Origin of the sequence: Streptomyces nidicola (assembly GCF_050106155.1) — a bacterium.
In the GTDB taxonomy this organism is placed as follows: Bacteria; Actinomycetota; Actinomycetes; order Streptomycetales; family Streptomycetaceae; genus Streptomyces.
In genome coordinates this window covers 1,585,080-1,610,165 of sequence record NZ_JBNBPI010000001.1, presented here as the reverse complement: position 1 = coordinate 1,610,165, position 25,086 = coordinate 1,585,080, and the positions used below count along the sequence as shown (strand labels likewise).

The 25,086-nt window shown below is 67.7% G+C and carries 21 protein-coding genes and 4 pseudogenes; 11 read left to right on the top strand and 14 right to left on the bottom strand.

The window, feature by feature from the left end:
• Nucleotides 1-264: 264 nt before the first annotated feature.
• From ACOKM3_RS07630 to ACOKM3_RS07605, 6 genes and pseudogenes are all read right to left on the bottom strand, one after another.
• Nucleotides 265-666: a hypothetical protein gene (locus ACOKM3_RS07630; protein WP_426898231.1), complete on the bottom strand. Its 402-nt coding sequence runs from the start codon at nt 664-666 to the stop codon at nt 265-267.
• Nucleotides 667-675: 9 nt separating this feature from the next.
• Nucleotides 676-4,986 (bottom strand): putative T7SS-secreted protein, encoded by a 4,311-nt coding sequence (locus ACOKM3_RS07625; protein ID WP_426898229.1) that lies wholly within the window; start codon nt 4,984-4,986, stop codon nt 676-678.
• The gene (locus ACOKM3_RS07620) at nt 4,983-5,423 is read right to left on the bottom strand and encodes a hypothetical protein (protein ID WP_266722928.1); all 441 of its coding nucleotides are present in this window, start codon (nt 5,421-5,423) and stop codon (nt 4,983-4,985) included. Before ACOKM3_RS07620 ends, ACOKM3_RS07625 begins: the two co-directional genes overlap by 4 nt.
• Nucleotides 5,420-5,776, bottom strand: coding sequence for an SseB family protein (locus ACOKM3_RS07615; protein WP_426898227.1), 357 nt, complete (start codon nt 5,774-5,776; stop codon nt 5,420-5,422). The genes ACOKM3_RS07620 and ACOKM3_RS07615 overlap by 4 nt, the downstream gene beginning before the upstream one ends.
• Nucleotides 5,777-5,873: 97 nt before the next feature.
• A pseudogene (locus ACOKM3_RS07610) lies at nt 5,874-5,996 on the bottom strand (transposase); the annotation flags it as partial.
• Nucleotides 5,997-6,323: 327 nt separating this feature from the next.
• The gene (locus ACOKM3_RS07605) at nt 6,324-6,833 is read right to left on the bottom strand and encodes a hypothetical protein (RefSeq protein ID WP_426898225.1); all 510 of its coding nucleotides are present in this window, start codon (nt 6,831-6,833) and stop codon (nt 6,324-6,326) included.
• A 453-nt stretch (nt 6,834-7,286) separates the two neighbouring features.
• Between ACOKM3_RS07605 and ACOKM3_RS07600 the strand changes: the two genes are divergently transcribed.
• Nucleotides 7,287-7,565, top strand: a complete 279-nt coding sequence (locus ACOKM3_RS07600) for an ArsR/SmtB family transcription factor (protein WP_426906725.1) — start codon at nt 7,287-7,289, stop codon at nt 7,563-7,565.
• A 138-nt stretch (nt 7,566-7,703) separates the two neighbouring features.
• The gene (locus ACOKM3_RS07595) at nt 7,704-8,702 is read left to right on the top strand and encodes a zinc-dependent alcohol dehydrogenase family protein (RefSeq protein WP_426898223.1); all 999 of its coding nucleotides are present in this window, start codon (nt 7,704-7,706) and stop codon (nt 8,700-8,702) included.
• A gap of 161 nt (nt 8,703-8,863) precedes the next feature.
• Here the strand turns inward: ACOKM3_RS07595 and ACOKM3_RS07590 are convergent.
• Together ACOKM3_RS07590 and ACOKM3_RS07585 are read right to left on the bottom strand one after the other, a co-directional pair.
• Nucleotides 8,864-9,809 (bottom strand): annotated as a pseudogene (locus ACOKM3_RS07590) (IS5 family transposase).
• Between the two features lie 623 nt (nt 9,810-10,432).
• A complete protein-coding gene (locus ACOKM3_RS07585; RefSeq protein WP_426898221.1) occupies nt 10,433-11,548 on the bottom strand; it encodes a PP2C family protein-serine/threonine phosphatase in 1,116 nt (371 codons plus the stop codon).
• Between the two features lie 327 nt (nt 11,549-11,875).
• On the opposite strand from ACOKM3_RS07585, the gene ACOKM3_RS07580 reads away from it, so the two are divergent.
• Genes ACOKM3_RS07580 through ACOKM3_RS07545 form a run of 8 tightly spaced genes read left to right on the top strand, consistent with a single transcriptional unit; the run spans nt 11,876 to nt 13,783 of the window.
• Nucleotides 11,876-12,229: a hypothetical protein gene (locus tag ACOKM3_RS07580; RefSeq protein WP_426898219.1), complete on the top strand. Its 354-nt coding sequence runs from the start codon at nt 11,876-11,878 to the stop codon at nt 12,227-12,229.
• Nucleotides 12,226-12,354 (top strand): hypothetical protein, encoded by a 129-nt coding sequence (locus ACOKM3_RS07575; protein ID WP_426898217.1) that lies wholly within the window; start codon nt 12,226-12,228, stop codon nt 12,352-12,354. The genes ACOKM3_RS07580 and ACOKM3_RS07575 overlap by 4 nt, the downstream gene beginning before the upstream one ends.
• Complete coding sequence (locus tag ACOKM3_RS07570; RefSeq protein ID WP_426898215.1) at nt 12,351-12,539, top strand: hypothetical protein; 189 nt, start codon at nt 12,351-12,353, stop codon at nt 12,537-12,539. The genes ACOKM3_RS07575 and ACOKM3_RS07570 overlap by 4 nt, the downstream gene beginning before the upstream one ends.
• Before the next feature lie 20 nt (nt 12,540-12,559).
• The gene (locus ACOKM3_RS07565; protein ID WP_426898213.1) at nt 12,560-12,736 is read left to right on the top strand and encodes a hypothetical protein; all 177 of its coding nucleotides are present in this window, start codon (nt 12,560-12,562) and stop codon (nt 12,734-12,736) included.
• Nucleotides 12,733-12,957 carry a hypothetical protein gene (locus ACOKM3_RS07560; protein WP_426898211.1) on the top strand — a complete coding sequence of 75 codons (225 nt, stop codon included), beginning with the start codon at nt 12,733-12,735 and terminating at the stop codon, nt 12,955-12,957. Before ACOKM3_RS07565 ends, ACOKM3_RS07560 begins: the two co-directional genes overlap by 4 nt.
• The gene (locus ACOKM3_RS07555; RefSeq protein ID WP_426898209.1) at nt 12,954-13,190 is read left to right on the top strand and encodes a hypothetical protein; all 237 of its coding nucleotides are present in this window, start codon (nt 12,954-12,956) and stop codon (nt 13,188-13,190) included. Before ACOKM3_RS07560 ends, ACOKM3_RS07555 begins: the two co-directional genes overlap by 4 nt.
• On the top strand, nt 13,183-13,458 hold the full coding sequence (locus ACOKM3_RS07550) for a hypothetical protein (RefSeq protein ID WP_404081035.1): 276 nt from the start codon (nt 13,183-13,185) through the stop codon (nt 13,456-13,458). The genes ACOKM3_RS07555 and ACOKM3_RS07550 overlap by 8 nt, the downstream gene beginning before the upstream one ends.
• Nucleotides 13,448-13,783, top strand: coding sequence for a hypothetical protein (locus ACOKM3_RS07545; RefSeq protein WP_426898207.1), 336 nt, complete (start codon nt 13,448-13,450; stop codon nt 13,781-13,783). The genes ACOKM3_RS07550 and ACOKM3_RS07545 overlap by 11 nt, the downstream gene beginning before the upstream one ends.
• Before the next feature lie 21 nt (nt 13,784-13,804).
• Here the strand turns inward: ACOKM3_RS07545 and ACOKM3_RS07540 are convergent, their stop codons facing one another.
• From ACOKM3_RS07540 to ACOKM3_RS07525, 4 genes and pseudogenes are all read right to left on the bottom strand, one after another.
• The gene (locus tag ACOKM3_RS07540; protein WP_426898205.1) at nt 13,805-14,044 is read right to left on the bottom strand and encodes a hypothetical protein; all 240 of its coding nucleotides are present in this window, start codon (nt 14,042-14,044) and stop codon (nt 13,805-13,807) included.
• A 323-nt stretch (nt 14,045-14,367) separates the two neighbouring features.
• Nucleotides 14,368-14,484, bottom strand: a pseudogene (locus ACOKM3_RS07535) (IS5/IS1182 family transposase); the annotation flags it as partial.
• A 107-nt stretch (nt 14,485-14,591) separates the two neighbouring features.
• Nucleotides 14,592-16,373, bottom strand: coding sequence for a reverse transcriptase domain-containing protein (locus tag ACOKM3_RS07530; protein WP_426898203.1), 1,782 nt, complete (start codon nt 16,371-16,373; stop codon nt 14,592-14,594).
• Nucleotides 16,374-16,906: 533 nt separating this feature from the next.
• Nucleotides 16,907-17,598 (bottom strand): annotated as a pseudogene (locus ACOKM3_RS07525) (IS5 family transposase); the annotation flags it as partial.
• Nucleotides 17,599-17,798: 200 nt separating this feature from the next.
• Here ACOKM3_RS07525 and ACOKM3_RS07520 point away from each other — a divergent pair.
• Nucleotides 17,799-17,978: a hypothetical protein gene (locus ACOKM3_RS07520; RefSeq protein WP_426898201.1), complete on the top strand. Its 180-nt coding sequence runs from the start codon at nt 17,799-17,801 to the stop codon at nt 17,976-17,978.
• Nucleotides 17,979-19,587: 1,609 nt separating this feature from the next.
• On the opposite strand, the gene ACOKM3_RS07515 is transcribed toward ACOKM3_RS07520, so the two are convergent.
• Nucleotides 19,588-21,018: a DUF6177 family protein gene (locus tag ACOKM3_RS07515; protein ID WP_426898199.1), complete on the bottom strand. Its 1,431-nt coding sequence runs from the start codon at nt 21,016-21,018 to the stop codon at nt 19,588-19,590.
• On the bottom strand, nt 21,015-25,031 hold the full coding sequence (eccCa, locus tag ACOKM3_RS07510; RefSeq protein WP_426898197.1) for a type VII secretion protein EccCa: 4,017 nt from the start codon (nt 25,029-25,031) through the stop codon (nt 21,015-21,017). The genes ACOKM3_RS07515 and eccCa overlap by 4 nt, the downstream gene beginning before the upstream one ends.
• Nucleotides 25,032-25,086 lie beyond the last annotated feature (55 nt).

Sequence of the window (25,086 nt, the reverse complement as noted above, 5' to 3'; positions counted from 1 at the left end):
GCGCGATAGCGGTGCTGAACTGCACCGACGTAATATTCGGCACCCACAGGGCGAAGGAGTGGGCCCCGGCGACGACTGCGAAGCTCAGCGAGATAAGGAACTCCCTCAGTCTCGGTGGACTCAGGTAGGCGGAGAAGGAAACGGACACCCGTGACGGCGTGGTCGGCCTCGTCCAGATGATCGGCGCTGCCAGCTGCCTCCTCGCCGCCCGTCACGATCGAGATCACGAACTACGGCTGGAGTACTAGCCAGGAGCGGCTGACCTCAGAGGCCCTCGGGGCCACGCTCTGGCTCGTTGGTGCCACTGTCGGGAGTCATCAGCAAGGTAAGGCGCCGGATCAGCGCCTCGGCGTCTCTTGCGGAGAGTCCGGTTCGAGTCTCGAATTCGGACCTGCCCAAGTGGTGAAGCGTCGTCGTGGCCGCCGAAAGCGTCTTCAGGAACGTGTCTGCCTGGACCGCGAGGGATTGAGGCGAGGCGACGGATTGCATTCTTTTGGCTTTGCGGATTGCGCGTACATCGTCGACGAGTGCGCGCGCGTCAGCGATGACTCGGGCATCGTCGATGATGTACGACGCCTGGACAACCTCCTTGAGGACGTGGAAGAGGATGCTTCCCTCTCCAGTGGAGAGGTCCAGGGTCGGCCCGCCGCGAACGTTGATTTGCATGGGTGTCAGCTACTCCAGGTCTTCAAAGTATGTGTGTCCCTCCTGGGGTGTGAAAACGGAGCCTCCGTGAGGACTACCGGGGTCCTCAATAACGACGGCTCCAGTGTCTGGGTCCCAGTAGGCCGTTCTTCCGCTGTTCAGCCCGTATCGCGTCTCGACCCCGTCGATGTCACCTTCAAGGACGTTGGAGACGTAATTTGCCAGCTTGTCTTGGGGGATGTTCTTGACGTGATGATCCAGTGCGCCGTCGCTGAATCTCTCGTTTGCGTGCTGCGCAATGCTATTCGCCTCAGGCAGCGGGTCTTCGCACTTGAGGCCCAAGGCATCGATCCACGCGAGTGGATTGGCGACGTACGCGTGGTGATTTACGGCGGGCCGGAGACCGAGCGGGTCAGGGCTGAGGTATCGGGCGGTTTCGGGGTCGTAGTAGCGCTGATTGTTGTAGTAAAGGCCAGTTTCGGTGTCAATGTACTGGCCGGGGAAGCGTAGGGGGCAGTCGACGATGTCGGCCGTCGTGACAGCGGGGAAGGGCGCGCCCCACAAGGTCGTGCGCTGTTGCCATTCGATCTCGCCGTCGGGGGTGACGAGTTCCGTCGGGGTGCCGACCAGGTCGGTGACGATCGCGTGGAAGCGGGCGTCGACGTCTGCCTGGGTGAGGGTTTGGGCCAGGGGGCGGTGGGTGCCGGGGGTGTAGTCCCAGGTAGTGACGGTGCCATCGGCGGTGGCTTGTTCGGCGAGGCGGGTACCGTCCCAGGTGAAGTGGACGGATTCGGTACTTGCGCCGGTGTCGTCGAGGCGGTGCTTGGCGGTGCGGCGGCCTGTTGGGTCGTACGTGTACCGCCAGCGCGTGCCGTCAGGGGTGGTCGCTTCGGTGAGGCGGTCCTCGGTGTTCCAGGCGTAGGTCCAGGTGCGCTTCTGGCCGTTGAGGAGCCGGCGAGTGCGGCGGGTCAGGCGGCCCTGGGTGTCATACGTGTAGTGAGTGCGGCCGGCGCGGTGGAGCAGGGTGCCGGTCGTCTCGCGGAGGCCGTCGGAGTCCTCGGTGACGGGGGTTGCGGCCGAGGAGAGGTTGCCGGTGGAGTCGTAGGCGTACGACTCGCTCCAGCCGGTGGCACGGACCACGGTGGCCCGGCCGGTGGGGGTCAGGTCGAAGCGGCGGGTGCTGGTGGCCGTTCCGGATTCGGTGATCTCGGTGAGGTAGCCGTCCGCACGGTAGGTGTAACTGCGGTGCTGGAGTGGGGCAGTGTCCAGGTCGTGGGTGTGCAGGGACTGGGTGCTGAGGTGGCCTGCTGCGTCGAAGGTCTGAAGGAAGAAGGCGCTGTCGTCGACGGTGCGGGTGATCTCGTTGCCTGCGGCGTCGTAGCCGAAGTCGAGGCGGTGGCCGGTCGAGGTGGACAGCGCCTCGGGGTTGTTTCCGGCACCGTAGGTCCAGGTGGATATGTGGCCGCTCGGGGTGGTGCGGGAGGTGCGGCGACCGAGTGCGTCGTAGCCGTACGCCGTGGTGCGACCGTTGACCGTCTCTGACAGGACGCGACCCAGTGGGTCGTGCGTGTAGGTGACAGCTGCGTCCAGGTTGGACATTGCGGTCAGCTGTCCGCCGGGCGTGTAGTCGAACGTGGTGCGGCGGCCGTCGTCCGTGAGACGTGCGGTGGTACGGCCGAATGCGTCGCGCTGGAAGGTCTCGGTCTCGTCTGCGCCGTTGGTGCGTGAAGCCAGACGGCCCGCTGCGTCGTGGGTGTAGGTGAGGGTGCGGCCGTTGAAGTCGGTCTCGGCGCGCAGGTGTCCGGCCGCGTCGTAGGAGTAGCTCCAGTTCAGCCCGGCCGGGTTGGTGACCTGAGTGAGACGCAGTTCGGTGTCGTACGTGAACGTGAACTCGGCGCCATCCGCGTCGGTACGGTTGGCCGGCAGGTCGAAGTGTGTATAGGTGTGGTGGGTGGTGTGTCCGGCGCGGTTGGTGTGCGTGAGGAGGTTGCCCTCGCCGTCCCAGGCCCACGTATCGCATGTGCCGTCGGGGTGCCGGCGCGACAGGGGCTTGCCCTCGACGGACCAGGTGGTGTGTGTGGTGCAGCCGCGGGCATCGGTGACGGTCACCGGGCGGCCGAACGCGTCGCGGGTGGCTGTTGTGGTGTGACCGTCCGCACCGGTGACGGTGAGGGGCAGGCCTGCCGCGTCGTTGGTGATGTGGCGACTGTGGCCGAGTGCATCGGTGACTGCGACCAGGTGCCCGAGCGTGTCGTACGCGTAGGTGGTGGTCGCGCCCGTCGGGTCGGTGGCCGAGAGGCGATTGCCGTGGATGTCGTAGGTGTAATGCCAGGTGGCGCCGCCCGGCTGGGTGACTTGCACGGGCTGGTGCAGTGTGTTGTAAAGAGCTGTCGCGCGGGTGCCGTCGGGCAGTAGTACCCCGGTGAGATTGCCGTCCGTGTCGCGTTCGTAGCGAGTGGTGTTTCCGAGCGGGTCGATCACCGCAGTGAGGTGGCGGCCATCCGGTGTCCACTCCTGCGACGTCGCGTTGCCCAGCGGATCGGTGGTCCGCAGCAGCTTGTTGCGCTCGTCGTACTCGTACAGCGTCGCGTGGCCGAGGGAGTCGGTGTAGGTGGTGCGGCGCTGGGCGGGTTCGTAGCGGAAGGTGCCGGACCACATGCCGTCCGGGCCGAGGGTGCGCAGGACGCGGCCGGCGTGGTCGTAGACGTAGGCGAACGTGGTGTCGTTGCGGTCGGTCCAGGACGTGACACGGTCGGCGTCGTCGTAGGTGAAGCGCAGAGGTGTGCCGGAGGAGTTGGTCACTCCGGTGAGGTTGCCGAGTGCGTCGTACTCGTACGTGACGATCAGTGTGTCGGCCATACGCAGGGCCGTGATGCGCGGCAGGTCCGGGTGGGTCTCGACGGTGACGTGGTAGCCGCCGGAGTGGCGCAGCGCGATCGGGCAGCCGGTCTCGGTGTCGTAGTCCAGGTCGATACGACGGCCGGAGCGGTCCTCGATCCCGGTCAACGGGTAGCCGGTGTGCGGATGTTCGGCGAAATGGAGGGTGCGGCCGGTATGCGGGTCGGTGAGGCGGAAGTCGCTCTCGTCGTCGCGGTGCAGGGGCCATTGCGCGCCGTGGGTGGGGTAGGCGGTCTCGCCGGTCTTGGGCAGCGGGTAGGCGAGCAGCACGCCGTCCGCCGCGGCGAACACGACGGTGTCCTCGTCGACTTCGAGGTGCTGGTCGAGAGTGGCGGCCCAGGAGCGGCCGAACCAGCCGCCCGCTCCGTAGTTGGACAGGTGGGTGCGGGTGAGGACGAGGGGGAGGGCGCCGGGGAGGGTGAGGTCGGTGTGGGTGAGGGACATCTCGCCGGTGGCGATGTCGATCGGCTCGCCGGCCTTGCACTTGTCGCCGTCCGCGCGGCACACGTCGTCGGGGCGGGTGTCGGTGTCCTCGCGGCCCTTGCCGTCGCGGCGCAGATTGGACACCCGGTCGGCGATCCGGTCCGCGGCACGGGCACCTCGCGTGGCGGCGGCGCTGGCGCCTCCGGTGACCAGGGCTGCGGCGGCGTCGGGCAGGATACGGCCGACCCAACGTGCGGGTTCACTCTTGAGCGTGTCCCAGTCGGCTACGGCCTTGGCGAACTCGACGGGGTGCTGGGCCCCGTACACCATGCTGTCGGTGGCGCTGGCCAACGTCATGCCCCAACGGGAGGGATGGACGAGGATATTGGTCAGCTGCCCCATGCCTTCGAGGCCTTCGTAGCCACCCTTGAGGATGTTCTTGCCGCCGCCGAGCAGCTTGCTGAACCAGCCGGGTTCGTCCGGAGCCGCCTCGGCTGCCGAGTCCAGATGCTTCTTGGCGCGGTGAGCGGCCTCTTCGACCTGCTCGCGCAGCTTGTCGATCTGGGCTTGGCAGTGGTCCATCGCCGCTGCTCCCGGGTCGGTCTCCGGCGGGCGGGTGGGAAGCGGGTCGGCGTCGCGGTCGACGGCGGCGTTGTAGTCGTCGACGTCCTGCTGGTGGGTGTGCGAGGCGCGACGGGCGTCGGCTGCGTCCTCGATGATCGGCCGCACTTTGTGCTGTGCCTCGGCGAGCACGTCGGCGTAGTCGGTGACCGCTTTGGCGGCCCGGTCGAAGGACTCGTGCGCCGTGTCCAATGTGTCGGGGATGTGGCGTACGGCGGAGCGGAAGTCCATCGCCGCGGCGCCCTGCCAGTCGTCCGCGTCCACGGTGCGCAGCCGCAGCTTGGCGTCGGCGAACGCACCCGCGTAAGCGCGCAGCGTCGCCCGCAGGGTCTCCAGCTGTTCGACATCGCCGGGTATGAGGTCCTTGGGCGTGCTGTCCGCGCCGATCGTGCCGCTCATCCGAACGCCCAGTCCTCGAAGCCCTGCTGCCAGCCGTCGGCGCCTTTCTCCCAGCCGGGCTTGTTCCCGGGCAGGTCCGGGTGGGTTTGGTCGTACTGCCACTGGCCGACCGGGCCGGAGGGCAGCGAGGCGAGGTTCTCGTCGGTGGGCGTGAAGTTGTCGATGCCCAGCTCCTCGGCCTGTTCGTAGCCGGCGATGGTCTCGTTCAGCTTGTCGACGATGTCCTCGGAGTACTTGATCAGCTCGCCCATGCCGTAGTCCCAGGACTCCAGGAAGCCGTCGACCGCCGAGGTGACAACTTCTGATCCGGCGTGCGTGGCATGGGAGGCGATGTCGCTCTTCTTGGCGCGGACGTCCTTGGCCGCGACCATCGACTCCTCCAGCGGTGCCACTGTGCGCTGCAACGCGGAGATCTCGACCTTGTAGCCGTCACTCACCGGGGATCGCTCCCCTTGCTGGGTTCGGCGCTGTCCGCGGGATCGGGGCGCAGTGGGTCCAGAAGCTCGGCGGGCAGTAGCTGCGGTGCGCTTCCGGCAAGATCCACGACCAGTCCGTGATCCTCGGGCAGCAGTGTCATCAGGTCCGCACCCAGAGTGGAGAACCACTCGCACGCCCCGGCGTAGCGGGCCAGCTCCGCCACGGACGAGAACACCGCGACCAGTGGCCCCTCCGGCCCCTCGACCGCAAAGAACCCAGGCTCCTCGCCCCGCTGGAAGTACCAGCGGCCCCGCAGGAGCGCCTCACGTATCTCGCCGGGCAAATCCGCCTCGGCCGTCCCCCGACCTGCCATGCGCAACATCCAATCATGGGCGCATGATGTGTCGGCGTGCCGGGTCGTCCGGAGGCAGCGGCCCCGCAGGCCGGGATGGCCGGCCGGCGGCTTACGGCAGCAAGGTGCGGCCGGCGGCGGAATCTTGCACGCTCGCCGCGGTGACCAGCACCGCCAGAGGCAGTCCGAGGGTGTCGGTGATGATGCTGTGTTTGCATCCGACGATCTTCTTGCCCGCCTCGGATCGGCGGCGACAAAACGGGCGCGGTGCAGAACGTGGTCGGCCAGAACATCTCCAATGTTCACCAGCACGCCGCGCCTCACACGACCACAGACCCCGCCGCCGTGCGAGACCTCTTGGCTGCGTTCCGCGTACAGGTCGACCAGACGTCACTGGAGAATGCCGACGTGCTGCGCGCCATGGTCACTGGCATCGACACTCAACTCGCCGACCCAGCTGGACACGCGGAAGGTTTGCGGGGAGTCGCCGGGGCCTGCCTGCGCTTGTGGGCGGGACGGTCGTGCAGCAGGGAGGGGAGGCGTTGGCCAACCCGGCGTGACCTGCGGGTCAGCGTGCGTCGTCGTTCCCGGGGCGTTTGCTCAGGAACTCGTTGGCAGCCTCGACTGCTTGCCGGTTGAGCTTTGCACGCGAGATGTCCCAGTTCTCTTCCCAGTCGTCCAGGTTGTGGGCGTAGTGGACGAGCGGTTCCAGGTCTTCCGGATATCCAAGGTCGTAGGCGATGTCTGTCCGGATGAGGTGTGTCCCGGTGGCCGGGTCGAGCGAGCCGTCGGCGATCTGGCCGACGATCCAGTGTGCCATCGCCCACTTCGCGGCCCTGGGGTCGGCCGGCGGGTGAAAGGCCAGCCCCAACTCGTCCAGCACCTGGTCGTAGAGTTCGGGTGCTTCGGGCTCCTCGCTGGGAAGGAGACCCGCCAGCAGGGCGAGTGAAGGGCTCTCGACGCCGGCGATCAGGGCGTCCAGCCCGGCCTGAATGAGGCGGTCGGATCCGACATGCGTTCCGAATGTCCTCTCGCGTGCCAGGTGGCTGAGCTGCTTGAGCGCCTCGTCGTGCGTCATCTGGGCTTCTTCTTCGGTGGCATGGTGCGGCAGCCTCGCATCCCCGCCGCGTCAGCGCCAACGGTTTCGGGCATGCTTCTGCCGCGCTGAAGCTCGTACAGCTGATGGAGGGCTGCGAACGTGCAGGCGCTCAGCGCCGTGCAGAGGCGATTCTTCGAGGGGCGCTTCTCGGCGGTGCTCGGGGAAGTTGTCCAGTCCTGCCATGCCCACACTCTTGTGACTGAGTACTTCAGTTGGCCGCTTAGCGGTTCAGTTGGCCGTTCATGCCTCGTTTCAGTGCCTTCACTGAGGCTCGTCCGCGTCCGCGGGTCAGTCCTGACCATTACTTCGATGACAGTCGTAGTATGGGTGGGTTGCCGGTATCGCTTTTAGGAGTTGTCTGTGGCCCGCCCCCGTTCCGCCCCCCGGACAGTGGATCATCCCGACCTTGCCCAGGTGGATCTCCAGCAGGTGATGGAGGCGCTGGCGGACCCGGTGCGCCGGATGGTGGTCTCCCAGCTCGCACGCAAGGGCGAGGATATGAGCTGTGGCACGTTCGAGGCGCCGGTCTCCATCTCCACGCTCACCCACCATTTCAACGTGCTGCGGGAAGCGGGGGTGATCCGGCAGTACTACGCGGGCGTGACCAAGATGAACACGCTGCGCACCGAGGAGATGGAGGAGCGGTTCCCCGGCCTGCTTCCGGCCGTGATCGCGGCCTGTACGGCGAAGACCGGCTCGGGCGTCGACTGAGGGAGGGCGCCGCCCCCGATGTACATCTTTCGATGGTGGTCATAGTTTGACCCTCATCGAACCTTGGGGCAGGGTGGAGGAGGAAGCCGGTGCCACACCGGTTCCCCCAGCGCACCCAACCGCACCAAGGAGCCACGCATGAACCGCGCCGTCCGTTTCCACCAGACCGGCGGACCCGACGTCCTGCATCTGGAGGAGGCCCCCGTGCCCGAGCCCGGGGCGGGTGAGGTCTTGATCCGGACCCGGGCGCTGGGCCTGAACCGGGCGGAGTCGATGTTCCGGCTGGGCCAGTACGGGGTCGATCCCGTCTTCCCCTCCGGCATCGGCTACGAGGCGGCCGGAGTGGTCGAGGCCCTCGGTGACGGCGTGCGCGGGCTGAGCGTGGGTGAGCCGGTCAGCGTGGTGCCGTCCTTCGCCATGACCGACTACGGCGTGCACGGGGAGGCGGTGCTCGCCCCCGCCCACGCGGTCGTCGCCCACCCCGAGCGGCTCTCCTTCGAGGAGGCGGCCTCGGTGTGGATGCAGTTCATCACCGCCTATGGCGGCCTGGTCGACCTCGCGGGTGTCCGCCCCGGCGACACCGTCCTGATCTCCGCGGCCTCCAGCAGCGTCGGCCTCGCCGCCATCCAGGTCGCCCACAAGGCCGGCGCCCGCGCCGTCGCCCTGACCCGCACCAGCGCCAAGCGGCAGCAGCTCCTGGACGCCGGCGCGGACGAGGTCATCGCCACCGCCGAGGAAGACGTGCCCGCCCGGGTGCGGGAGCTGACCGACGGCCAGGGCGCCCGCATCATCTTCGACCCCGTCGGCGGCGCAGCCCTGGCCGACCTCGTCACCGCCGCCGCCCACGAGGCCCACCTCGTCCTCTACGGCGTCCTCGACCGCACCCCCACCCCGCTCAACGTCGGTGAGGTCCTCTTCAAGCACCTCACCATCCGGGGATTCGAACTCTTCGAGATCACCACCGACGACCGGCGACGCGCCGAAGCGGTCGCCTTCGTGGCCGACGGTCTCGCCAAGGGCGAGCTGACCCCCACCATCGACAAGACGTTCCCTCTGGAAGACATCGCCGAGGCGCACCGCTACCTGGAAGCCGGCGGACAGGTCGGCAAAATCGTCGTCACCGTTCCCGGCAACTGACCCTTCTCAGCGGGCGCGCACCTCGCCGGGCCGGGGGGTGGGGCACCTGCGGCCTCTTGCCCTGCATCCTGAGCCGAGCACTCCGCGAGCACTCCATCCATCCGACTGGTCAGCTCGACGCTGAGTGCGAGAGCGGCCAACTGAACCGCTAAGACGTTGTCCTATGTGGTGAGGCGGAGTAGTCGCTTGTAGCAGCACAGGGCGGCGGCGAGGCCGAGGAGGCCAGGTAGTTGCGGGGGGGCGTTCGTAGCGGGGGCTGAGTCTGCGGGATCCGGACAGCTAGGACAGGGTGCGCTCGATCACCCAGCGGCGGCGTCCTAATCGTTCGCTGGACTCGGTGCCTTTGCGTGCGATGCGCACACCGATGTGTTTTCCCCACAGCTATCTCCGCAGGTGGGGAATGTCGTAGGCCTTGTCGGCGTGGAGGCGTTGGGGTTTGAAGTACCGATCCGGTCCCGTGCGGCTGGCCGCGTTCGGCGATCGCCGGACGAATCCCGCGCTGTCGTACCTGGCGGCGGTAGATGTCGTGGTCATAGCCCCGGTCGGCGAACAACAAGTCCGGTTTCCTGCGGGGCCGTCCGACCATGCCAGCCACCGGTGGAACCTTGTCGAGCAGGGGCAGGAGTTGAGTGACGTCGTTGCGGTTGCCGACGGTCAGCGACACCGCGAGCGGGATGCCCTGGCCGTCGGTGAGCACATGGTGCTTGCTGCCCGGCCGCGCGCGGTCGACCGGGCTCGGCCCGCTTTTGGGCCACGCCGAGCGGCCCGGACGTGCGAGGAATCGATCACCGCCCGGGACCAGTCCAGCTTGCCCGCCGACCGCAGCTTCTTCAGCAGCACCAGGTGCAGTTCGTCCCACACACCCGCCTCGTTCCAGGCGGCCAGCCGGCGCCAGCAGGTCATGCCCGAGCCGAAGCCCAACTCCTGGGGCGGGTACTCCCATTGGATGCCGGTGTGCAGGACGAAGAGGATCCCGCACAGTGCCTGCCGGTCCGGGACCCGTGGTCTTCCCTCGACCTTCTTCGGGCCCGGTTTCGGCAGCAACGGCTCGATCATCGACCACAGTTCGTCCGACACGATCCATGGCCGCGACTGACGCTCTCCCATGACCAGACCTACGAGCAGGCAGACCGAAACACTCATGATCAGCAGCTTTTGTTAGAGCCACTTATGTAGGCGAAGCAGGCGACTGATGCCCCCCTTGCCGCTCCTCCCGTTCGAGATCACGGCCCCGAACCACAGGGGGAACCAGCGAACCGACTCTGGCAGGGCGGACGTGAGGACGAGCCCCCCACGGAACAGCGTGCTGCCCACCACGTTGCCGCAGCGCTTCACCTTCGCGCTCGCACCCTGCTGCATCGATTCCATGGCCATCCTGCGACGGTATGCGGGAGCCTCACCACCCGTCTGAGTACGCATACTCACAGGGCTTGCCAGTTGAGTGTGGTCAGATCCCGCGGTGGAAATCAGATGAGACAACTTCAGGCGTCTGGAGAACCGTCAAACTTCAGTTCGAACCACCAGTCAGGACCGGAGGGCAGCGTGGGCGGCGTTCTCGGCGAGCGCGACGGCGACGGGATACTCCACGTCCACAGGCCCAGTTGACGGGGCGCCGGGCGCCTGCGCTGCTGGGCCGGACGCCGCAGTCAGGCCGCCTCGTAGCGGTACGCCCGGCCACCGCGCCACTTCGCCCAGGACGATTTTGAGTGGTCCAGGAGGAGGCAGGGTGATCAGGCCTGGGGTGTGACAGTGCGCTTTATGACGATCATGGCGGCGTCGTCGTTCAGGTGTCCGCCGACATGGTTCAGCAGGTCACGCCGCAAGCGACCGAGGAAGGCGGCGGGGTCGTTCTCGGTCCAGCCTGTGATGCGCTCGGCGAGCGGGTAGAAGGTGCCGGTGGAGTCGCGGGCCTCGGTGACGCCGTCGGTGTACAGCAGCAGAAGGTCTCCCTCCCCGAACGGGAAGCTGTCGACGTGGTAGCGCGGATGCGCCAGTTCGCCCAGGCCTAACGGAGGTGCGGGATGAAGAGTGTCCATCGTCGTCGGTCGGCCGTTGCGCTGGACGAGCGGCGGGGGGTGGCCGCAGGCGACCATCTGGACCCGGCCGCCGTGGTCGGGAATGTCCAGGATGGTGGCGGTGATGAAGGTTTCTCCGTAGCGGCCCGTCTCACCCGGCTCCATCAGGTCCCAGCACACGCTCTGGTCTAAGTAGGTCACCAGCTCACCCAGGCTCGCCTGGCGGTGAGCAGCGATGCGGAACGCTCCCAGCAGCAGAGCGGCGTCATTGACCGCAGTCATCCCCTTGCCTTGCACGTCGCCGACGATCAGCCGGGTGCCGGAGGTGGTGCGCGCCGCCGCGTACAGATCCCCGCCGATCTGGGCCTCGGCCTCTGCGGCAAGGTAGAGGGAGGCCACTCGCAGCGGCCCGATCTCCTCGGGCAGCGGCGGCAGGACCACCCGTTGGGCGGCCTCGGCCACGTACCGCACTTGCGCCATCACCTTTGCGCGGCGCTCCCGCACTACACAGAAGATCACCAGGCTCGTGCCGACCAGCACGAGGGCGATGATCTGTGCCTGGTGGTTGGCCGAGAACATCTGCTCAGGCTCGCGCACGATCCCGATGATCGTCTGCGCGATCACCGCCAGTGCAGAGACCAGGCCCACCGTCCGGGGCCCGCCGAACAACGGTGTGATCGCCGGGGCCGCGACGAGCAGCGGACCCAGATGAATGTCGGGCGGAGCAAGAAGGTCGATCACGGACACCGCAAAAATCCACGCGATCGGGATGACGAGCAACGCCCGACCCGCTCGCACCGGCCGTCGAAGTCCTTCGCCGCGCTGCGACATGATTCCTGTCTACATCGCCCTTGCTCGGCTCGCATCGGCGGAGTCGGGCAGCGCGGTCGCCTGCCGCCGGGCACGCGGCTACACCTCACCGAGTGGGACCGCGGGCGGGAGTGGCCGCTCCGCGAGTGGCCTGCCGCTGCGGCGACTGCAGGTGTCGGGTGATCTTGCGGATCTGCTGCGTCTACTCGTGGTCGAGGCGCTCGACTGTCGAAATGTGTGAGGCGTGCAACGAACACCCATGATCAATTTCCGCCGCGCCCGGCACGCCGCCTAGCGTCCCCCGGACACATCGGCAGTCGGGGGGCTAATTCGAGCGGAGCACGGACCATGCTGTATCTCGCACGAGGCAGGGGCGGGGGCCTCATCGCCGACCTGCTGCCCGACTGGGCGGCTCTGCCGACCCTGGTGCTCATCTTCGTCGTGCTGATCGGCCTATGCGTCTACGGCCGCTACAAGCAGCGCCGCGAGGGCGCCAAGCCCCTTCCCACCGTGAACGTCGCGCTGCTCCGGGCCTCGGCCTGGGGCGTCGTGTGCGCGGCCTCCCTCGGCGAGATCCTCGGCGTGATCTCGTTCTTTGCTCTCGGGGCTACGTGGTGGGTAGCCGTCCTGCCGCTGCTCCTGGTCCCCTGCGGGGTCTTCCTGGTCCAGAGCGCCCGCGAGGCGGCGGAGCAGCGCAAGTGAACGGGTCCATCCCGAGTGGGTACCTCCCGCCCGACCTAACGCACGACCAAGGGCTCGTGGTCCTGATCATGGGGACCGCCATCGCGGTCGGCGTCTTCGTCTACATGTTCCGGAGGCGCAAGTGACGCGTACACAGCTCGGGATGATCCTGGGCGGCATATCCCTGGCCCTGGTCGGGAGCGCCTTGAGCGTCGTGATGGCACCAGAGGTGTCGGCCTGGACGCTCACGGTGCTCATCGTCGGCGGCACGTGCGGCGTCGGCGCCTGCGGCATAGCCCTGCGCGAGTACCGCCGTGGGTGGCCCAAGTGAAGCCGCTCTCGGACAAGTGGATGGACGTTTTCATCTCGGCCGTGGCGGTCGTCGTCACCGTTCACATCGCGACGGATCCCAGAAACTCACCCTGGGGCCCCGTGTACGGGCTGGCCGCCACCCTCTACATCCTCGGCTGCCTGTGCTGGCGGTATGTGAAGCGCCGCCGTATGCGCGATGAGGTGAAGCGCCGATGATCAAGCGTCTGAAGAAGCTCGCAACAACGCCCGCCAGTGGACCGGCCGCAGCGAGCGGGGCCGGTGGCGGCGTTGGCGCCTGGAGCGGACTCGGTTCCGACGCCCCCCTGGTTATGCCGGGGTGGCTGTGGGCCCTGTTGGGGGCCGTCCTCGCCGTGCTGGTCGTGGCCACCGTCAAGAACATCCGTGACGTCTTCCGGCTGGAAAGGGAGAGCCGATGAAGTCGCGTTGGGAACGGTGGCAGTCGGCGGAGCCGCCGAAGAAGCTCACCCTCCGGCAGGCCGTGGCGACCGTCGTCGTGTTTGCCGTCGTCTTCGGCGTCTATGGGCTCATCACCGGCGACTGGGACGGTGCGATCGGCGGAGGGGTCAGCGCCGGTGGGGGCAACCTGCTGTACCAGTGGTGGAACGGCCGCACCGACCAGCCCGAGTACGAAGAGGAAGACAATGAGTAGCCCCATGGGGCCGATAGGGCCCTTCCAGACGGAAGACCGTGCCGAAGCCATGGGCTGCGTCAGCGGCTGCTTCATCTACGTCTTCGCCGTCGTCCTCGCGGTCCCCGTCGGGGCCGTCGTACAGGCCGTGTGGCACACGAATTGGCTGACGCTCGCGGTCGGGGCGCTCGTGCTGGCCGGTGGGTGCTGGCTCGGCTCCCGGCTGTGGCCGCGCGTGGAGCGCTTCGTGCCCGACCCGTACCCGGAGGATGACGACGATGATCAATAAGGTGCTCGTCCGGATCATGTACGCGCTGTTCTTCGGCGGCATGGTCGCCTACGTAGCCCAGGGCGTCTTCCACGACGGCCGGGTGTCCGCAGGCTTCGGGGCCGCCACCGCCGCCGTCTTCGGCGCCTGGAATCTGCGCCGGGCCACCGTGCCCCGCGACCGGCAGCTCGGCCGCGTCGGCAGGTTCCTGATCACCCCGGCTGGCCTGGCCGTCGGCCTCGGCCTGGTGGCGCTGGCCGGGGTGCTGGTCGGGCTCGGCCTGGGCGACTGTCCTCCGTCGCCTGGCCCCATGACCTGCGATCTGCCCAGCCACATGAATTGGTAGCCAAGCAAGGAGCCGGGATGGCTACCCTTTCGGCGGCTGCGGGTGTCGGGTGACCTGCCGGAGCTGCTTCTCGGCGTCGTGCCGGTTGAGGTCGTTGTCCTGCGCGAACTTGGTGACCGCGGCCTGAGCTTTCGCCGCGGCCTCGAACCACACCTCGCGCTGCTTCTCGCGTTCATCGTTGTCGAGGTGTTCCAGCTTCTTGCCCTCGTCGTCGGCCGCGCGCTGCAACCTGATCAGGTCATCCGGAAGTTCGATCGCCACGAGCGGATCTTAAGCGGCGGGGTTTCGACCCGCGCGACGAGCCACACCCAGCGCGCGTCGACGCCCGAAACCGCGCACGCTGAAGTCATGTAGGACGGGCTTTGGCAGGTCATCGGTACCGCGCTTGGCGGTTTGATCTCTCTCGCAGCCACGTGGTTCACCATCCAGCACCAGCGCAAGTCGTCCGCATCGCAAGCCGGCGTCGCCGCGGTCGAACTTGCCCTCGCGGAACTCGACGGAGTGCACGAGCTCGCAACCCGGCCCCCCCACCGGGGAATGGGACACACGGGAGGCAGAAGCCAAGCAGCGACTTAGACGCCATTTCAGTTGGTCAGTCTGCGGTGACAAATGAGGGTCGCGGCGATGGAGGTGAAGGCGAGGAAGTGTTCTGGCTTTCGCTCGTAGCGGCGGTGGAGGCGTCGGCAGCCGGATAGCCAGGACGTTGGGTCGGCCGCGCGGCGAGGTGCCTGCCGTGGCAGGTCCTTTTCCTCGCGGCCTCCCGCCGAACCGGACTTGACGGTTTCCCGGTCATCCGGCTCTCCAGTGATCACGGCGTGAATGATCTGGTCGCCCGTGCCTCATGGATGCGGTCGTGGCAGGTATCGCAGGCCACGACCGTTTTGCGGCGCCGGTCGAGCATGACGCGCGCCCAGTCAGACGGCGGCCATCCGGCATGAGCAAGATCGGCAAGGACACGAATGTGATGCACCGTGACATCACCGGTGCTCCCGCAGACCTCACAGGTGTCCGCCAAGAGCCGTGTGACCAGCTCTTTATGCGGATAGTCCACCCAGACCGGCCGACGGTCCACGATCAACGCCGACCGCTGCCGGTCTAGGGGAATTCCTCCGAACCGCGCCACCAGTGGCTTCCTGTTCATCCGCTCGATGCGGGCCTCAAAACAAACTCGGGGCCCCTGCTCTGTGTCGATTCTGGCCTTGTGCTTGGCGGCCATTTTCGACACAGACGAACGGTGCTTTGCCGCAAGGGTCTTGAGCATGGACGTCTCCATGACCCATCGCAGGCGGTGCAGTCGGGAAACATCCCCGGCGAGCAGGTAGTACTGGACGATGCCCCGATATACGGACCCGAACGTAGCGACGATTGCATGGTCGTTGCTGTTGACGAGTTCCTTTCGCTTCGCGGGCCTGCCGCGGGCGAGATAGGGCACGCACTTGGCCTTGATCACATCCAGGGGGACACGCAGTGCGATCTGACCGTTGACCCGTCGGTAACGGCCAGTCCTCTTTGTGTCGTTGTGCTGGATCGTGATCTCATAGCCGAGGAACCTCGCTGCCCCGGTTCGGGCATGAGTGATCAATGTCTTCTCCTGGGAAAGTTCCAGCTTGAGTTCGTCATGCAGGAACGCTGCCAGGCGCTGCTTGATCTGCTCGGCCTCGGCCTTCGGTCCGGTGAATCCAAGGAGATGATCGTCCGCGTAACGGACGTAGCGCAGCCTCCGGTAGCCCGGATCATTGGGGTCCGAGCTCGGCAGGCTGGTCATCTGTTGACGCAGATTCCGGGCCTGGGCCCGATCGCCGCGCCGGCGAGCTTTCGCCAGCCGGTTCGCCAACTCCAAATACGCCGGGTTTCGGGCCCGACGTTCCCCTCGGGTGTACTCCGGAATCAGTACCGACTCTACGAACTCGTCCAACTTGTGCAGGTAGATGTTGGACAGGATCGGGGAGGCCACTCCGCCCTGCGGTGCCCCGGAGAGCGTGGCGCCCCACCTCCAGTCCTCCAGATATCCGGCTGTCAGCATGTTCCGCACCAGCCGCAGAAACCGCTGGTCACGGATCCTCTCGCCGAGAATCACCAGGAGAATCTGGTGGTCCAAACTGCCGAAGCAGTCGGCGATATCGCCCTCGATGAACCAGGCTGTCCCGGTCCAAGTGTGGTCGACCTCCCGCAAGGCGGTATGGCAGCCACGCCGGGGGCGAAACCCGTGCGAGCGATCGGAGAACGTCGGCTCGTAATACGCCTCCAGCAGGAGGCGCACGACTTCGCCAACGAGTTTGTCCGACCAGGTCGGTAGGCCCAGCGGACGCGTCTTGCCATTCCTTTTCGGAATATGGACACGCCGGACCGGACGGAAACGATAGCGCTCGTGGCGCATCGCCTCAATGGTCCGTTCAATTTTCCGCTGCGACATGCCGTCCACAGTTTCCGACGTGACTCCGGGCGTCATCGCACCGTGGTTGGCGTAGATGCGTCCGTAAGCCAGCAGATACAACTGCGGGTTGAACAACTGTCGATACAGTTCATTACACGGCAAGCCCCGCCTGCCGCGTTCGCGCAGGACACCCAGCACCGTTGCGGCGCTCTGCATTTCGCATACCTCCCGAGTTCGGGTGTCCGAACCACCTGGCCCCCTTCGCCCTGCGGACGGCTTTCCCGTCCTCCCTGGCCGGGCGCTACTCCGACGACTACTACGAGGCCTCCGTCGCCGTAGGACTCGCGTCCCGTAGGCGATCCCACGTTCGTCTCTGTCTGTACGTTCTAGCGTGACGTAGGCGTCCCACTCATCTCCTTGAATGTCCTCGTTGGACATCGCTCCGTGCTCCGGAAGTTGCCCCGACCACACGAATCGAAGTCAGTGCAGAGCGCGGCGTCGGTTTCAGCTGCCTTTCCGACGGATGGGAACTTGCATCTTCTGGAGATTGGGCTTCAAACAATCCAGTCTTCGCCATATCACGCGGGCCACCCAGTGCACCGTGTCGGACAACTGGCCCCGGTCACTGGTTTCCTGACATGCTTTTGTCCCTTTCACTTTCAGATCCAGGTAAGTCATCGGGCCCAGGAACCTCCTTCCGAGTTCCTCCCGGCTCAGCTGGGGATACAAACAGAGCGCCTCGTGGCGCACACGGTCCGCTCCACGACCCAGCGGTTCCGGGCCAGGTGTCGGGATGACTCGATGCCCCTGCGGGCGAGGCGGTGTTGGATGCCGCGGGATGCCAGCCACCGTCGCAGGTGGCGGTAGTCGTAGCCCTTGTCACCGTGCAGCTTGCCGGGCCGCCGGCGTCGCCGGCCGCGACGTGAGCGGATCGGAGGGATGCCCCGGACCAGCGGGATGAGTGCCTGACTGTCGTGGAGATTCGCGGCAGAGATGCCGATCGACAGGGGCAACCCGCGACGGTCGACGATCAAATGGATTTTCGACCCGTTCTTGCCACGGTCGGTCGGATTCGGTCCCGTCAGCAGCCCCCTTTGAGGGCCCGGACGCTGACGGAGTCGATCGCACACCGCGACCAGTTCAGCCCGCCCTGGGAACCGAGTTCGTCCAGGACCAGGCGGTGGAGCTTGGCCCACACCCGGGCTTCGGTCCACTCGGTGAACCGGCGGAAGGCGGTCACCCCCGACAGCCCGAAGCCGGGCGGCAGTTGGTTCCACGTGCAGCCCGAGGTGGCCACAAAAATGATTGCGGCCAGCACCTCTCGGTCACCTCGTCGACGATGGCCTCCACCCTGCGGGCGAACCGGTGCCGGCGGCACCACCCGTTGGAACAACTCCCACAGGTCTTCCGGCGCCATCCGTTCGACAAGCGCAGCAGTCATCACCCCAGACTGCCGCAAGATCACGCCAATTGAAATGGCTTCTTAGCCGGGCGGATCGTGCCGTGTTGCGGATTCCCAATAGGGACCTGCGCGTCCGAGTCCACGAACTCACCCGCCTCGCTGGCAGCGCGATGTCGTGGTGCGAACATCTCCCAGATAGTCGATCAATCCCGGACACTGTGGCCCAACCGGGCGAGGAGTTGAGCCAGCTACTCTTTGCCTACATTCGCGGAGACGACCTCCCGTCACCCAGCAGGTTCGCCGCCGATCTTCGACTCGACCTCGATGACCATTACGCGACGCTCGCCGACACCCCCGACTATGACGACTACGTAGCCGAGGTCGAGGATAGAGAGCGGCGACGCAGACGCGCCGACTGACTCGCGGCCGTACAGCCGCCACACCTTGCGTCAGCCGACGGGGCAGTCCGGCAGCGCGCCCTGCAAATCTCACGCCGCCCTCTCCAACGCGGCGGCACGGAAAGAAGCTGCCCCAGCTACTGACGTCCCGCCGTTATAGGGCCACACTGCTACTTGCCTGCACCGAAGTGCCGGTTCCCTTTTAACCGACGCCCCGAGGGGCACCGAACGAGGGAGTCCGGCCATGGAGCCTATTTCGCTGCTGATGATCGCGATCATTCTTCTGATCGTGAACAACAATCTGCGATAGGTGGTGCAGGTGCCGAAGGCCCGTCCGGGGGTCTTCGGTCTGTCGAAACGTCGCAGCCCTTCTCTCGCTGCCGCTGCGCTTCCGTAGCCTGTCGACGCCTACGTTCCTTCACTGCAAGCAGCGCGCCGCCCTCGCCGTACAAGCGGTACACGGCAGCCCGCCTAGCCTGCCCCGTCTCCGCGCTCAGCGCCATCATCGACTGCACCCTTCGTCGGCGGACCAAGCCGGTCCGTTCGGTGCCCCTGCCGCGTCTTCCTGCTCCGGAAGCACGGCTCAAGCACGCGCCAGTCGAAGAGCCGGATGCGTCCAACCTTCGGGGCCTGGTCCAAAGGGACGGGCCAGTCCGGGTCTGTCTCGGCGAGCTTCCGGATCCGCTGGACGGTGAGCGGAGTGATTCTCGCGCGGACCAGTCGGTCGGGCATCGCGCGCGCCGTGCCGTTGTACCCAAGCCTTGCCCCGAGGAGTTCCGCGAGGGTGTCGTACGAGTGGCGCGCACCCGCGGACCGAGAGGTGACGCTGGAGCAGAAGGCTGCCGACTTCGGTGTCCGGGTGATGACGTTGTCGAAGCGTATGCGCCGTGCCCGCATCGTGGACGAGGGGGAAACCCGGAATGACCGGCCGGAAAGGTGCGAAATTGAGGGAAGCCCACCGACGTTAGCGGAGGGGGGGCGGAAGTGGTGCTCGTTCCAGGTGAGGGTGCGGTTCGGGAGTTCGTGGCGGCAAGTCTGAAGCCGGCCTGCGCTCGGACATCTGCGGACTCCGGTGGCCCAATCATCCGCCGGTCATCCAATGCTTCGACTCGTGCGTGCTCTGTGGGCATTTCCTTGATCAATTACGCTCGCCAGGCGGACCCAGCCAGGGGGTGGGACGTCCGCGAATACGTCAACGGTGGACGGCCGATTTGAAGGCGTTGTCCAGAGTTGGGCCCGTCGCCCTCCGCCCATTTCAAGTGCCATCCTGCTGGGGTAGACATCGCGGCAAGCTCCCTCGACTGCAGGGATCAGCCCCTGGTTCTCCAGGTCTCGTCGCACGTTGACGAGGGCAGTAAAGAGATTCCAGGCCGTGTGCTCCGAAGTGTGCTGGTTCCAGCTGATACGGACGGTGTAGCCGGGACCGGACATGGAGACGAACAGATGGCCGGCGATCTCGTCCTCCGGCGAAACGAGTGTGACGGTCTTCTGGTACAGAATCTCGACTTCATCGGCCATAGGGAGCCTCGGGAGCTGTCGTGAACGGATGGGGGGCAAGACGTCGAGCTCAAGCAGTCGGGACCCCATCGAGTTTGGGCGCGGAGCTCCAGCGGTGGCCGACAGGTCGTGGTTACCGCAGCCCCGCTGCGCTGGTGCGGCTCTTGAGGTGTTCGGTCAGGGTGCGGAGTGTTGCCCAGGCGTCGGCGCTGGTGCCATCGCCCAGCGGATAGTGGAGCGATGGCGCTGCGGTGGCGCCGAGTTGTACCGGCTTCATCGCGAGCGGTGGGCGGCGGGCGTAGGCGAGGCCGATGGCGCGGACGTCGGACGCACCGAGGGTGAACGTCACCGGGAGCGGTGGGGCGGTCAGGAGCGGTGGCACGGTGAGGTCGGAGCGGGCCGCGCGGAGGGTGGTGAGCATCGTAGCGAGGTTGTGGGCGTCGACGAGTTCGGCGGCGAGGGGCTCGATGGCGTCCAGAGGGACGGTCTCGTCGGCGTCGTAGCCGACCGTGAGGGTGATGTCCTCGGTGATGCTGGTCGTGGTGCGTGTGGTGCGGTGGGTGGCGATGGCCGGGCGGTCCGGGGTGCCGATCGCGAGGGTGTGGGTGGGCTCGGGGGCGCGGTCGCGGGCCAGGTCGGTCAACTGGCGGGGTGACCAGGGGAGGTTGATGGGTTCGGCGGTGCCCCAGCCGGCCGGTGGTGTGCCCACGAGGTGGCGCCAGGCGGTCTCCAGTGCGGTGCCGAGCGTCAGGTCCGCGTCCGGTGAGTGGAGCGTGCGGAATGACACCGTGAGTTGGTGCTCTTGGGTGGGCTCGACGCCGGTCGTGAAGGCGGTGGCGACCTTGCCGATGCCGGCCGGTGTGAACGTGCCCTCTCGCCATGTGAGTTGGGCGCCGGACAGGCCGTCGTAGTAGCCGTCTTGTGGGTGTTGGATGACCCAGCGGTTGGGGGCGCCGCCCAGCGCTGTCCGTAGGGGCAGGGTGAGGCGGGCGTGGGGTGGTGTCACGATGTGCAGGGCGCGGTTGGCTGCGGTTGTGATGCGTAGGACGTCGGCGAGCCAGGTGGTCAGGCCCAGGACGGGCCGGTCCGCGATGACGACTGCTGTGGAGTCGGTCAGGGCGTCGACGATGGGGAGAGCACCCGCTGCGGCGGGCGTGGGGGTGATGTCGGCTGGTGGCGTCTCGGCCGTGTCTACGACGGCCGTGGTGTGCGTGTCCCGTGGCCAGGTGGTGCCGCCCAGCAGCATCGTCAGGCGGGCGGCCACCGAGGCGGCGATGCTTTCGGCCTCGGGGACGGCGCTGGATGCGCGGAGTTCGGTCCACCAGAACGGCGGTTCCGGCGCGGCGAGTTGAGGGCCGAGGAGGCGTTCCGCCTCGCCGGCCGTGTGGACGAGTACCGGTGCCTCGACGGAGACCAGGGGGCGGCCTGCCGCGGTGCACAGGTGGATGACCGCGTCGTCGTCGGTGGTCGTCAGGGTGAGGTCGGGGCCGCCGGCGTGCAGGGCTGCGAGGAGGGCTGCGGGGTCGGGCATCTTCGGGGTGAGGGCGATGATGTCCTGGGTCACGCCGGGGCCTCCTCGTGAGATTCGGCTTCGGGCGCGATGGCGGTCTGGATGAGTTGGTGGCGGCGGCCGCGGCGGGCCAGGGTGCCGCGGCCGGGCGGCTGCGGGGATGCGTAGAGGCCGGGCAGGAGTTGGCCCTCGCTGCGGTCACCGGTCATGACCAGGGCGGTGGCGCCGGTTTCGCGCAGGGCCATGAGGAACGGGTCGTACAGGGCGCGGGAGGAGCCCGCGACGCGGCGGGTGACGACGAAGTGCAGGCCGATGTCCTGGGCCGAGGAGATGTACGGCAGGAACGGGTCCAGGGGGTGCTGGCCGGCGGCGGTGAGGATGTCGTAGTCGTCGACGAGGATCACGATGCGTGGGCCGGTGAACGACGGTTCCGTGTCTGTCGCGTCAGGGTCGGCGGTTTCCGGGAGGCGTTTTTCCAGTTCGGTCGAGATGCCGGTTGCGAGTGCGTTCGCGAGCTTGGAGTTGTGGGCGTAGCCGCCGCGGTACGGCTCGGGGATCGCGCCTCGTAGGCCGCGACGCGGGTCGAAGACACCGAAGACCAACTCCTTGTCTCCGTAGCGGTCGACGAGGGAGCGGGAGATGAGAGTCAGGAGGTTGGTCTTGCCGCACTCGTTGTCGCCGAGGATCAGCAGGTGCTGGTCGGTGCCGAACAGGTTCAGAACGGCGGGGGAGAGGGAGTCCTGGTCGAGGCCGATGGGTACCGCGTGCGGTTCCGCGGTGGCGGACGGCAGACGTTGTGCGGGAAGACGGGTCGGCAATACCCGTACAGGGGCGGCGAGTTCGCCGTGCCAGGTGGCGCGGATGGTGCGGGCGGCCTCCTCCAGGGCGGGGCCGATGTCCGTGGTGGTGGTCCTGGTGTCGATGCGCGGCAGGGCCGTGTGCGCGAAGAGTTTGCCGTCGGTGAGGGCGCGTCCCGGGGTGTCCGGTGACAGTGTCTCGGAGAGTTTGCGGTCGATGGAGGAGTCGGCGGGGTCGTTGAGGCGCAGTTCGATGCGGCTGCCGAACATGGACTGGGCGGCGATACGGACGTCGTTCCAGCGGAGCATGCCGGCCACGATGTGGATGCCATAGCCGCTGCCGCGCTTGAGGAGGTCGGCAACCGTCTCGTCGAGGTGGGCGAACTCGTCGCGAAGCGCGCCGTAGCCGTCGATGAGCAACACGATGTCGGTGGAGCCGAGTTCGGGCAGGCGGCCCTGGGCGCGCAGGGTGCGCAGTTGGTCGACGGAGTCGATGCCGTGCTCGCGGAACGCGGTCTCGCGGCGGTCCAGCATGGCGCGGACCTCGGCGACGGTGCGTGCGGCGCGTTCGTGGTCGGCGCGGCCCGCGATGCCGCCGACGTGCGGCAGGTCCGCCAGCGCACTCAGGCCGCCGCCGACCAAGTCCAGGCCGTAGAGGGCGACATCGGTGGGGGTGTGGGTGAGCGCGAGGGACAGGGCGAGGGTGCGCAGCAGGGTTGTTTTGCCGGACTGGGGGCCGCCGATGATCGCGGTGTGTCCGCCGGCCGTGTTGAGGTCGTGGATCCAGGGGCCCTGCCACTGGCGGGCCGGGTCATCGAGGATGCCGAGCGGTGCGCGCAATCCGCCTTCTGCTGTGGCGAGTTGGAGGCCGTCGGTCGAGGCCTGGATGGGGCCCGCGGCCGTGTCCAGGGTGGTCGCCTCAGGGAGCGGGGGCAGCCAGATGCGGCGCACCGGCTGGACGGCGGCTTCGGTGAGTTGGGCGACCGCGGTGGACAGGACCGTCGGTCCCGTCTCGCGTTCCCGCATCGTCGTCGGTTCGGTGTCCTCCGGTGAACTCCCCCGTGCCTGGGGTGTGTTGAAGGCCGGGTACGGCCATACGTGAGGTGTGTCGTCGGCCGTGGTGTCGTGGAGTGCCGGGCCGCGGTAGGCGCCGGAGACGTAGCCCGCCTTGAACCGGGTGTACGTGGAGGTGTCGACCTTGAGGTAGCCGAAGCCGGGCAGGGGCGGCAGGTGGAAGGCGTCCGTGGTCTCCAGGACCGTACGGGACTCGTCGGCGGAGAAGGTGCGCAGGCCCAGGCGGTAGGACAGGTAGGTTTCCAGGCCCTTGAGGTTGCCGCCCTCGATGCGCTGGCTGGACAGCAGCAGGTGCACGCCGATCGAGCGGCCGATCCGGCCGATGGACAGGAACAGGTCGATGAAGTCCGGTTTCGCCGTGAGGAGTTCACCGAATTCGTCGATGACGACGAAGAGGTGGGGGAGCGGCTCGAGATCGGGCCGCTCGTTCGCGCGCAGGGCGCGGTAGTGGCCGATGTCGGCGATGTTGCCCGCGTCCTTCAACACCTGTTGGCGGCGCTTGATCTCACCGGCGAGGGAGGTGTGGACGCGCTCGACGAGTCCGGCCTGGTTTTCCAGGTTGGTGATGACACCGGCGACGTGCGGCAGGCCGGTGAACGGGGCGAAGGTGGCGCCGCCCTTGTAGTCGACGAGGACCATCGCCAGGTCGTCCGGCGCGTGCGTGGCGGTGAGTGCGAGGACGAGGGTGCGCAGGAGTTCGCTCTTGCCGGAGCCGGTGGCGCCGACGCACAACCCGTGGGGGCCCATGCCGAGTTCGGAGGATTCCTTGAGGTCGAGGAGGATCGGCTGGTGGCGGTCGTCGAGGCCGATTGGGACGCGGAGGAAGTCGCGCTCACTGCGTGGTGCCCACTGGCGGGGCAGGTCGAGGGCCGCCATGTCCTCGATGCCCAACAGGTGGGGGAAGTCGACGGGGCCGGACACCGGGGCGCCTTCGGCCGCGGATTCGGCCGACAGGCGCAGTGGGGCCAGGACGCGGGCGAGTCCTTCGGCGGCGGCCGGTCCGGCCTCGTCGGCAAGCCCCCATGTGCGTACGGGGAGTTGGGGGCGCAGATCGTCGACGGCGATCCGGTCCTCGTCGACGGTGATGCGCACCGAGACATGGTCGGGCTCGTGCCGCTGGTCGGCCAGCAGGTGGACCACGGTGACACCCATGGCGTGGAGCGGGACGGCCGCGTCGGGGCGGGGCAGGTCGGTGGCGTTCTCGCCGTAGGTGTCATGGACGACCACGAGCCGGTCGGTGAGGTCGAGGGCCCGCCGGTCGGCGAGGCCGCGGCGTACCTCGGCGGCGTAGGTGGCGCGCTGTTTGAGGTCTGCGCCGAGCACCTGGGCCAGTTGGTTCAGGTCGGGCGCGATGCGGCGTGCCGGGGTGGCTCCGTCGGGGGTGTCGTTCGGGTCGAGGGTGTGCGGGAGCCACTTCGCCCACTCCCACTCCTCGATACGTTCCCCGGGCACGGCCAGTGCGAGGGTCGCGTCGTCCGGGGCGTGGGTGGCCGCCACCTGCATGAGCAGGGCTCTGGCGACCCGCAGCACACCTTCGCGGTCGCCGACGACACTGACATTGCCGGCCCGGTCGAGCGGAACGGTCACGGGGTGGTCGGGTGTGGTGGCGTAGCGGGCCTGGAGGGCGCGGGCCTCGTTGAGCATGAACGGGTCGGGCGGTGTCATCGCCGTCCCGGACGTGTTCTGCCCGACGGCCAGGTCCTGTACGGGGACGTCGCCGACGCCGATACGTGCCTGGAGGAAGTCGGCGTCGGAGCGGCGTCGCTCCCACAGTCGGGCGGGGTCACGCACGATGTCGTGGAGGGCTGCGGGGTCCGGGTGCAGGAAGCGGGCCGCGCGGCGACGGTCGCGCTCGGCGTCGGCCAACTCGGCGCGCAGACCTTCCAGATACTCCAGGTACCGCTCGCGCTGGGTGCGCCGCTGGCGCTGGGCCTTGCCGCGCTGGGAGAGGAACAGGGCCACCGCGCCGAGCAGTGCGATGACCAGGACGACGGCGCCGAGCCCGGCGAACTGGCTGGAGCGGATCACCGTCATCATCACGACCGATCCCATGACACCTGCCATGGGGAGCAGCGCGGTGGCGGCGCTGCCCGTCTTGCCCTCGGGCAGGTTCGGCGGCGGCTCGATGGTGCGGGTTTCGGCGGGCGGCAGCGGGCGGTGCGAGCGGGCCGGGCGGTGGACGAGGTGCTGGGTCACCGGGTGCGCACCGCCTGCCGGTTCAGGTGTTGGGTCATCGAGCGTGCACCGCCTG

What these genes read in the sequence shown, in the direction of transcription:
- ACOKM3_RS07630 (WP_426898231.1), bottom strand. Translation starts at nt 666, where the DNA reads ATGCAAATCAACGTTCGCGGCGGGCCGACCCTGGACCTCTCCACTGGA.
- ACOKM3_RS07625 (WP_426898229.1), bottom strand. Translation starts at nt 4,986, where the DNA reads ATGAGCGGCACGATCGGCGCGGACAGCACGCCCAAGGACCTCATACCC.
- ACOKM3_RS07615 (WP_426898227.1), bottom strand. Translation starts at nt 5,776, where the DNA reads ATGGCAGGTCGGGGGACGGCCGAGGCGGATTTGCCCGGCGAGATACGT.
- ACOKM3_RS07605 (WP_426898225.1), bottom strand. Translation starts at nt 6,833, where the DNA reads ATGACGCACGACGAGGCGCTCAAGCAGCTCAGCCACCTGGCACGCGAG.
- ACOKM3_RS07600 (WP_426906725.1), top strand. Translation starts at nt 7,287, where the DNA reads ATGGAGGCGCTGGCGGACCCGGTGCGCCGGATGGTGGTCTCCCAGCTC.
- ACOKM3_RS07595 (WP_426898223.1), top strand. Translation starts at nt 7,704, where the DNA reads ATGAACCGCGCCGTCCGTTTCCACCAGACCGGCGGACCCGACGTCCTG.
- ACOKM3_RS07585 (WP_426898221.1), bottom strand. Translation starts at nt 11,548, where the DNA reads ATGTCGCAGCGCGGCGAAGGACTTCGACGGCCGGTGCGAGCGGGTCGG.
- ACOKM3_RS07580 (WP_426898219.1), top strand. Translation starts at nt 11,876, where the DNA reads ATGCTGTATCTCGCACGAGGCAGGGGCGGGGGCCTCATCGCCGACCTG.
- ACOKM3_RS07565 (WP_426898213.1), top strand. Translation starts at nt 12,560, where the DNA reads ATGGACGTTTTCATCTCGGCCGTGGCGGTCGTCGTCACCGTTCACATC.
- ACOKM3_RS07560 (WP_426898211.1), top strand. Translation starts at nt 12,733, where the DNA reads ATGATCAAGCGTCTGAAGAAGCTCGCAACAACGCCCGCCAGTGGACCG.
- ACOKM3_RS07555 (WP_426898209.1), top strand. Translation starts at nt 12,954, where the DNA reads ATGAAGTCGCGTTGGGAACGGTGGCAGTCGGCGGAGCCGCCGAAGAAG.
- ACOKM3_RS07550 (WP_404081035.1), top strand. Translation starts at nt 13,183, where the DNA reads ATGAGTAGCCCCATGGGGCCGATAGGGCCCTTCCAGACGGAAGACCGT.
- ACOKM3_RS07545 (WP_426898207.1), top strand. Translation starts at nt 13,448, where the DNA reads ATGATCAATAAGGTGCTCGTCCGGATCATGTACGCGCTGTTCTTCGGC.
- ACOKM3_RS07530 (WP_426898203.1), bottom strand. Translation starts at nt 16,373, where the DNA reads ATGCAGAGCGCCGCAACGGTGCTGGGTGTCCTGCGCGAACGCGGCAGG.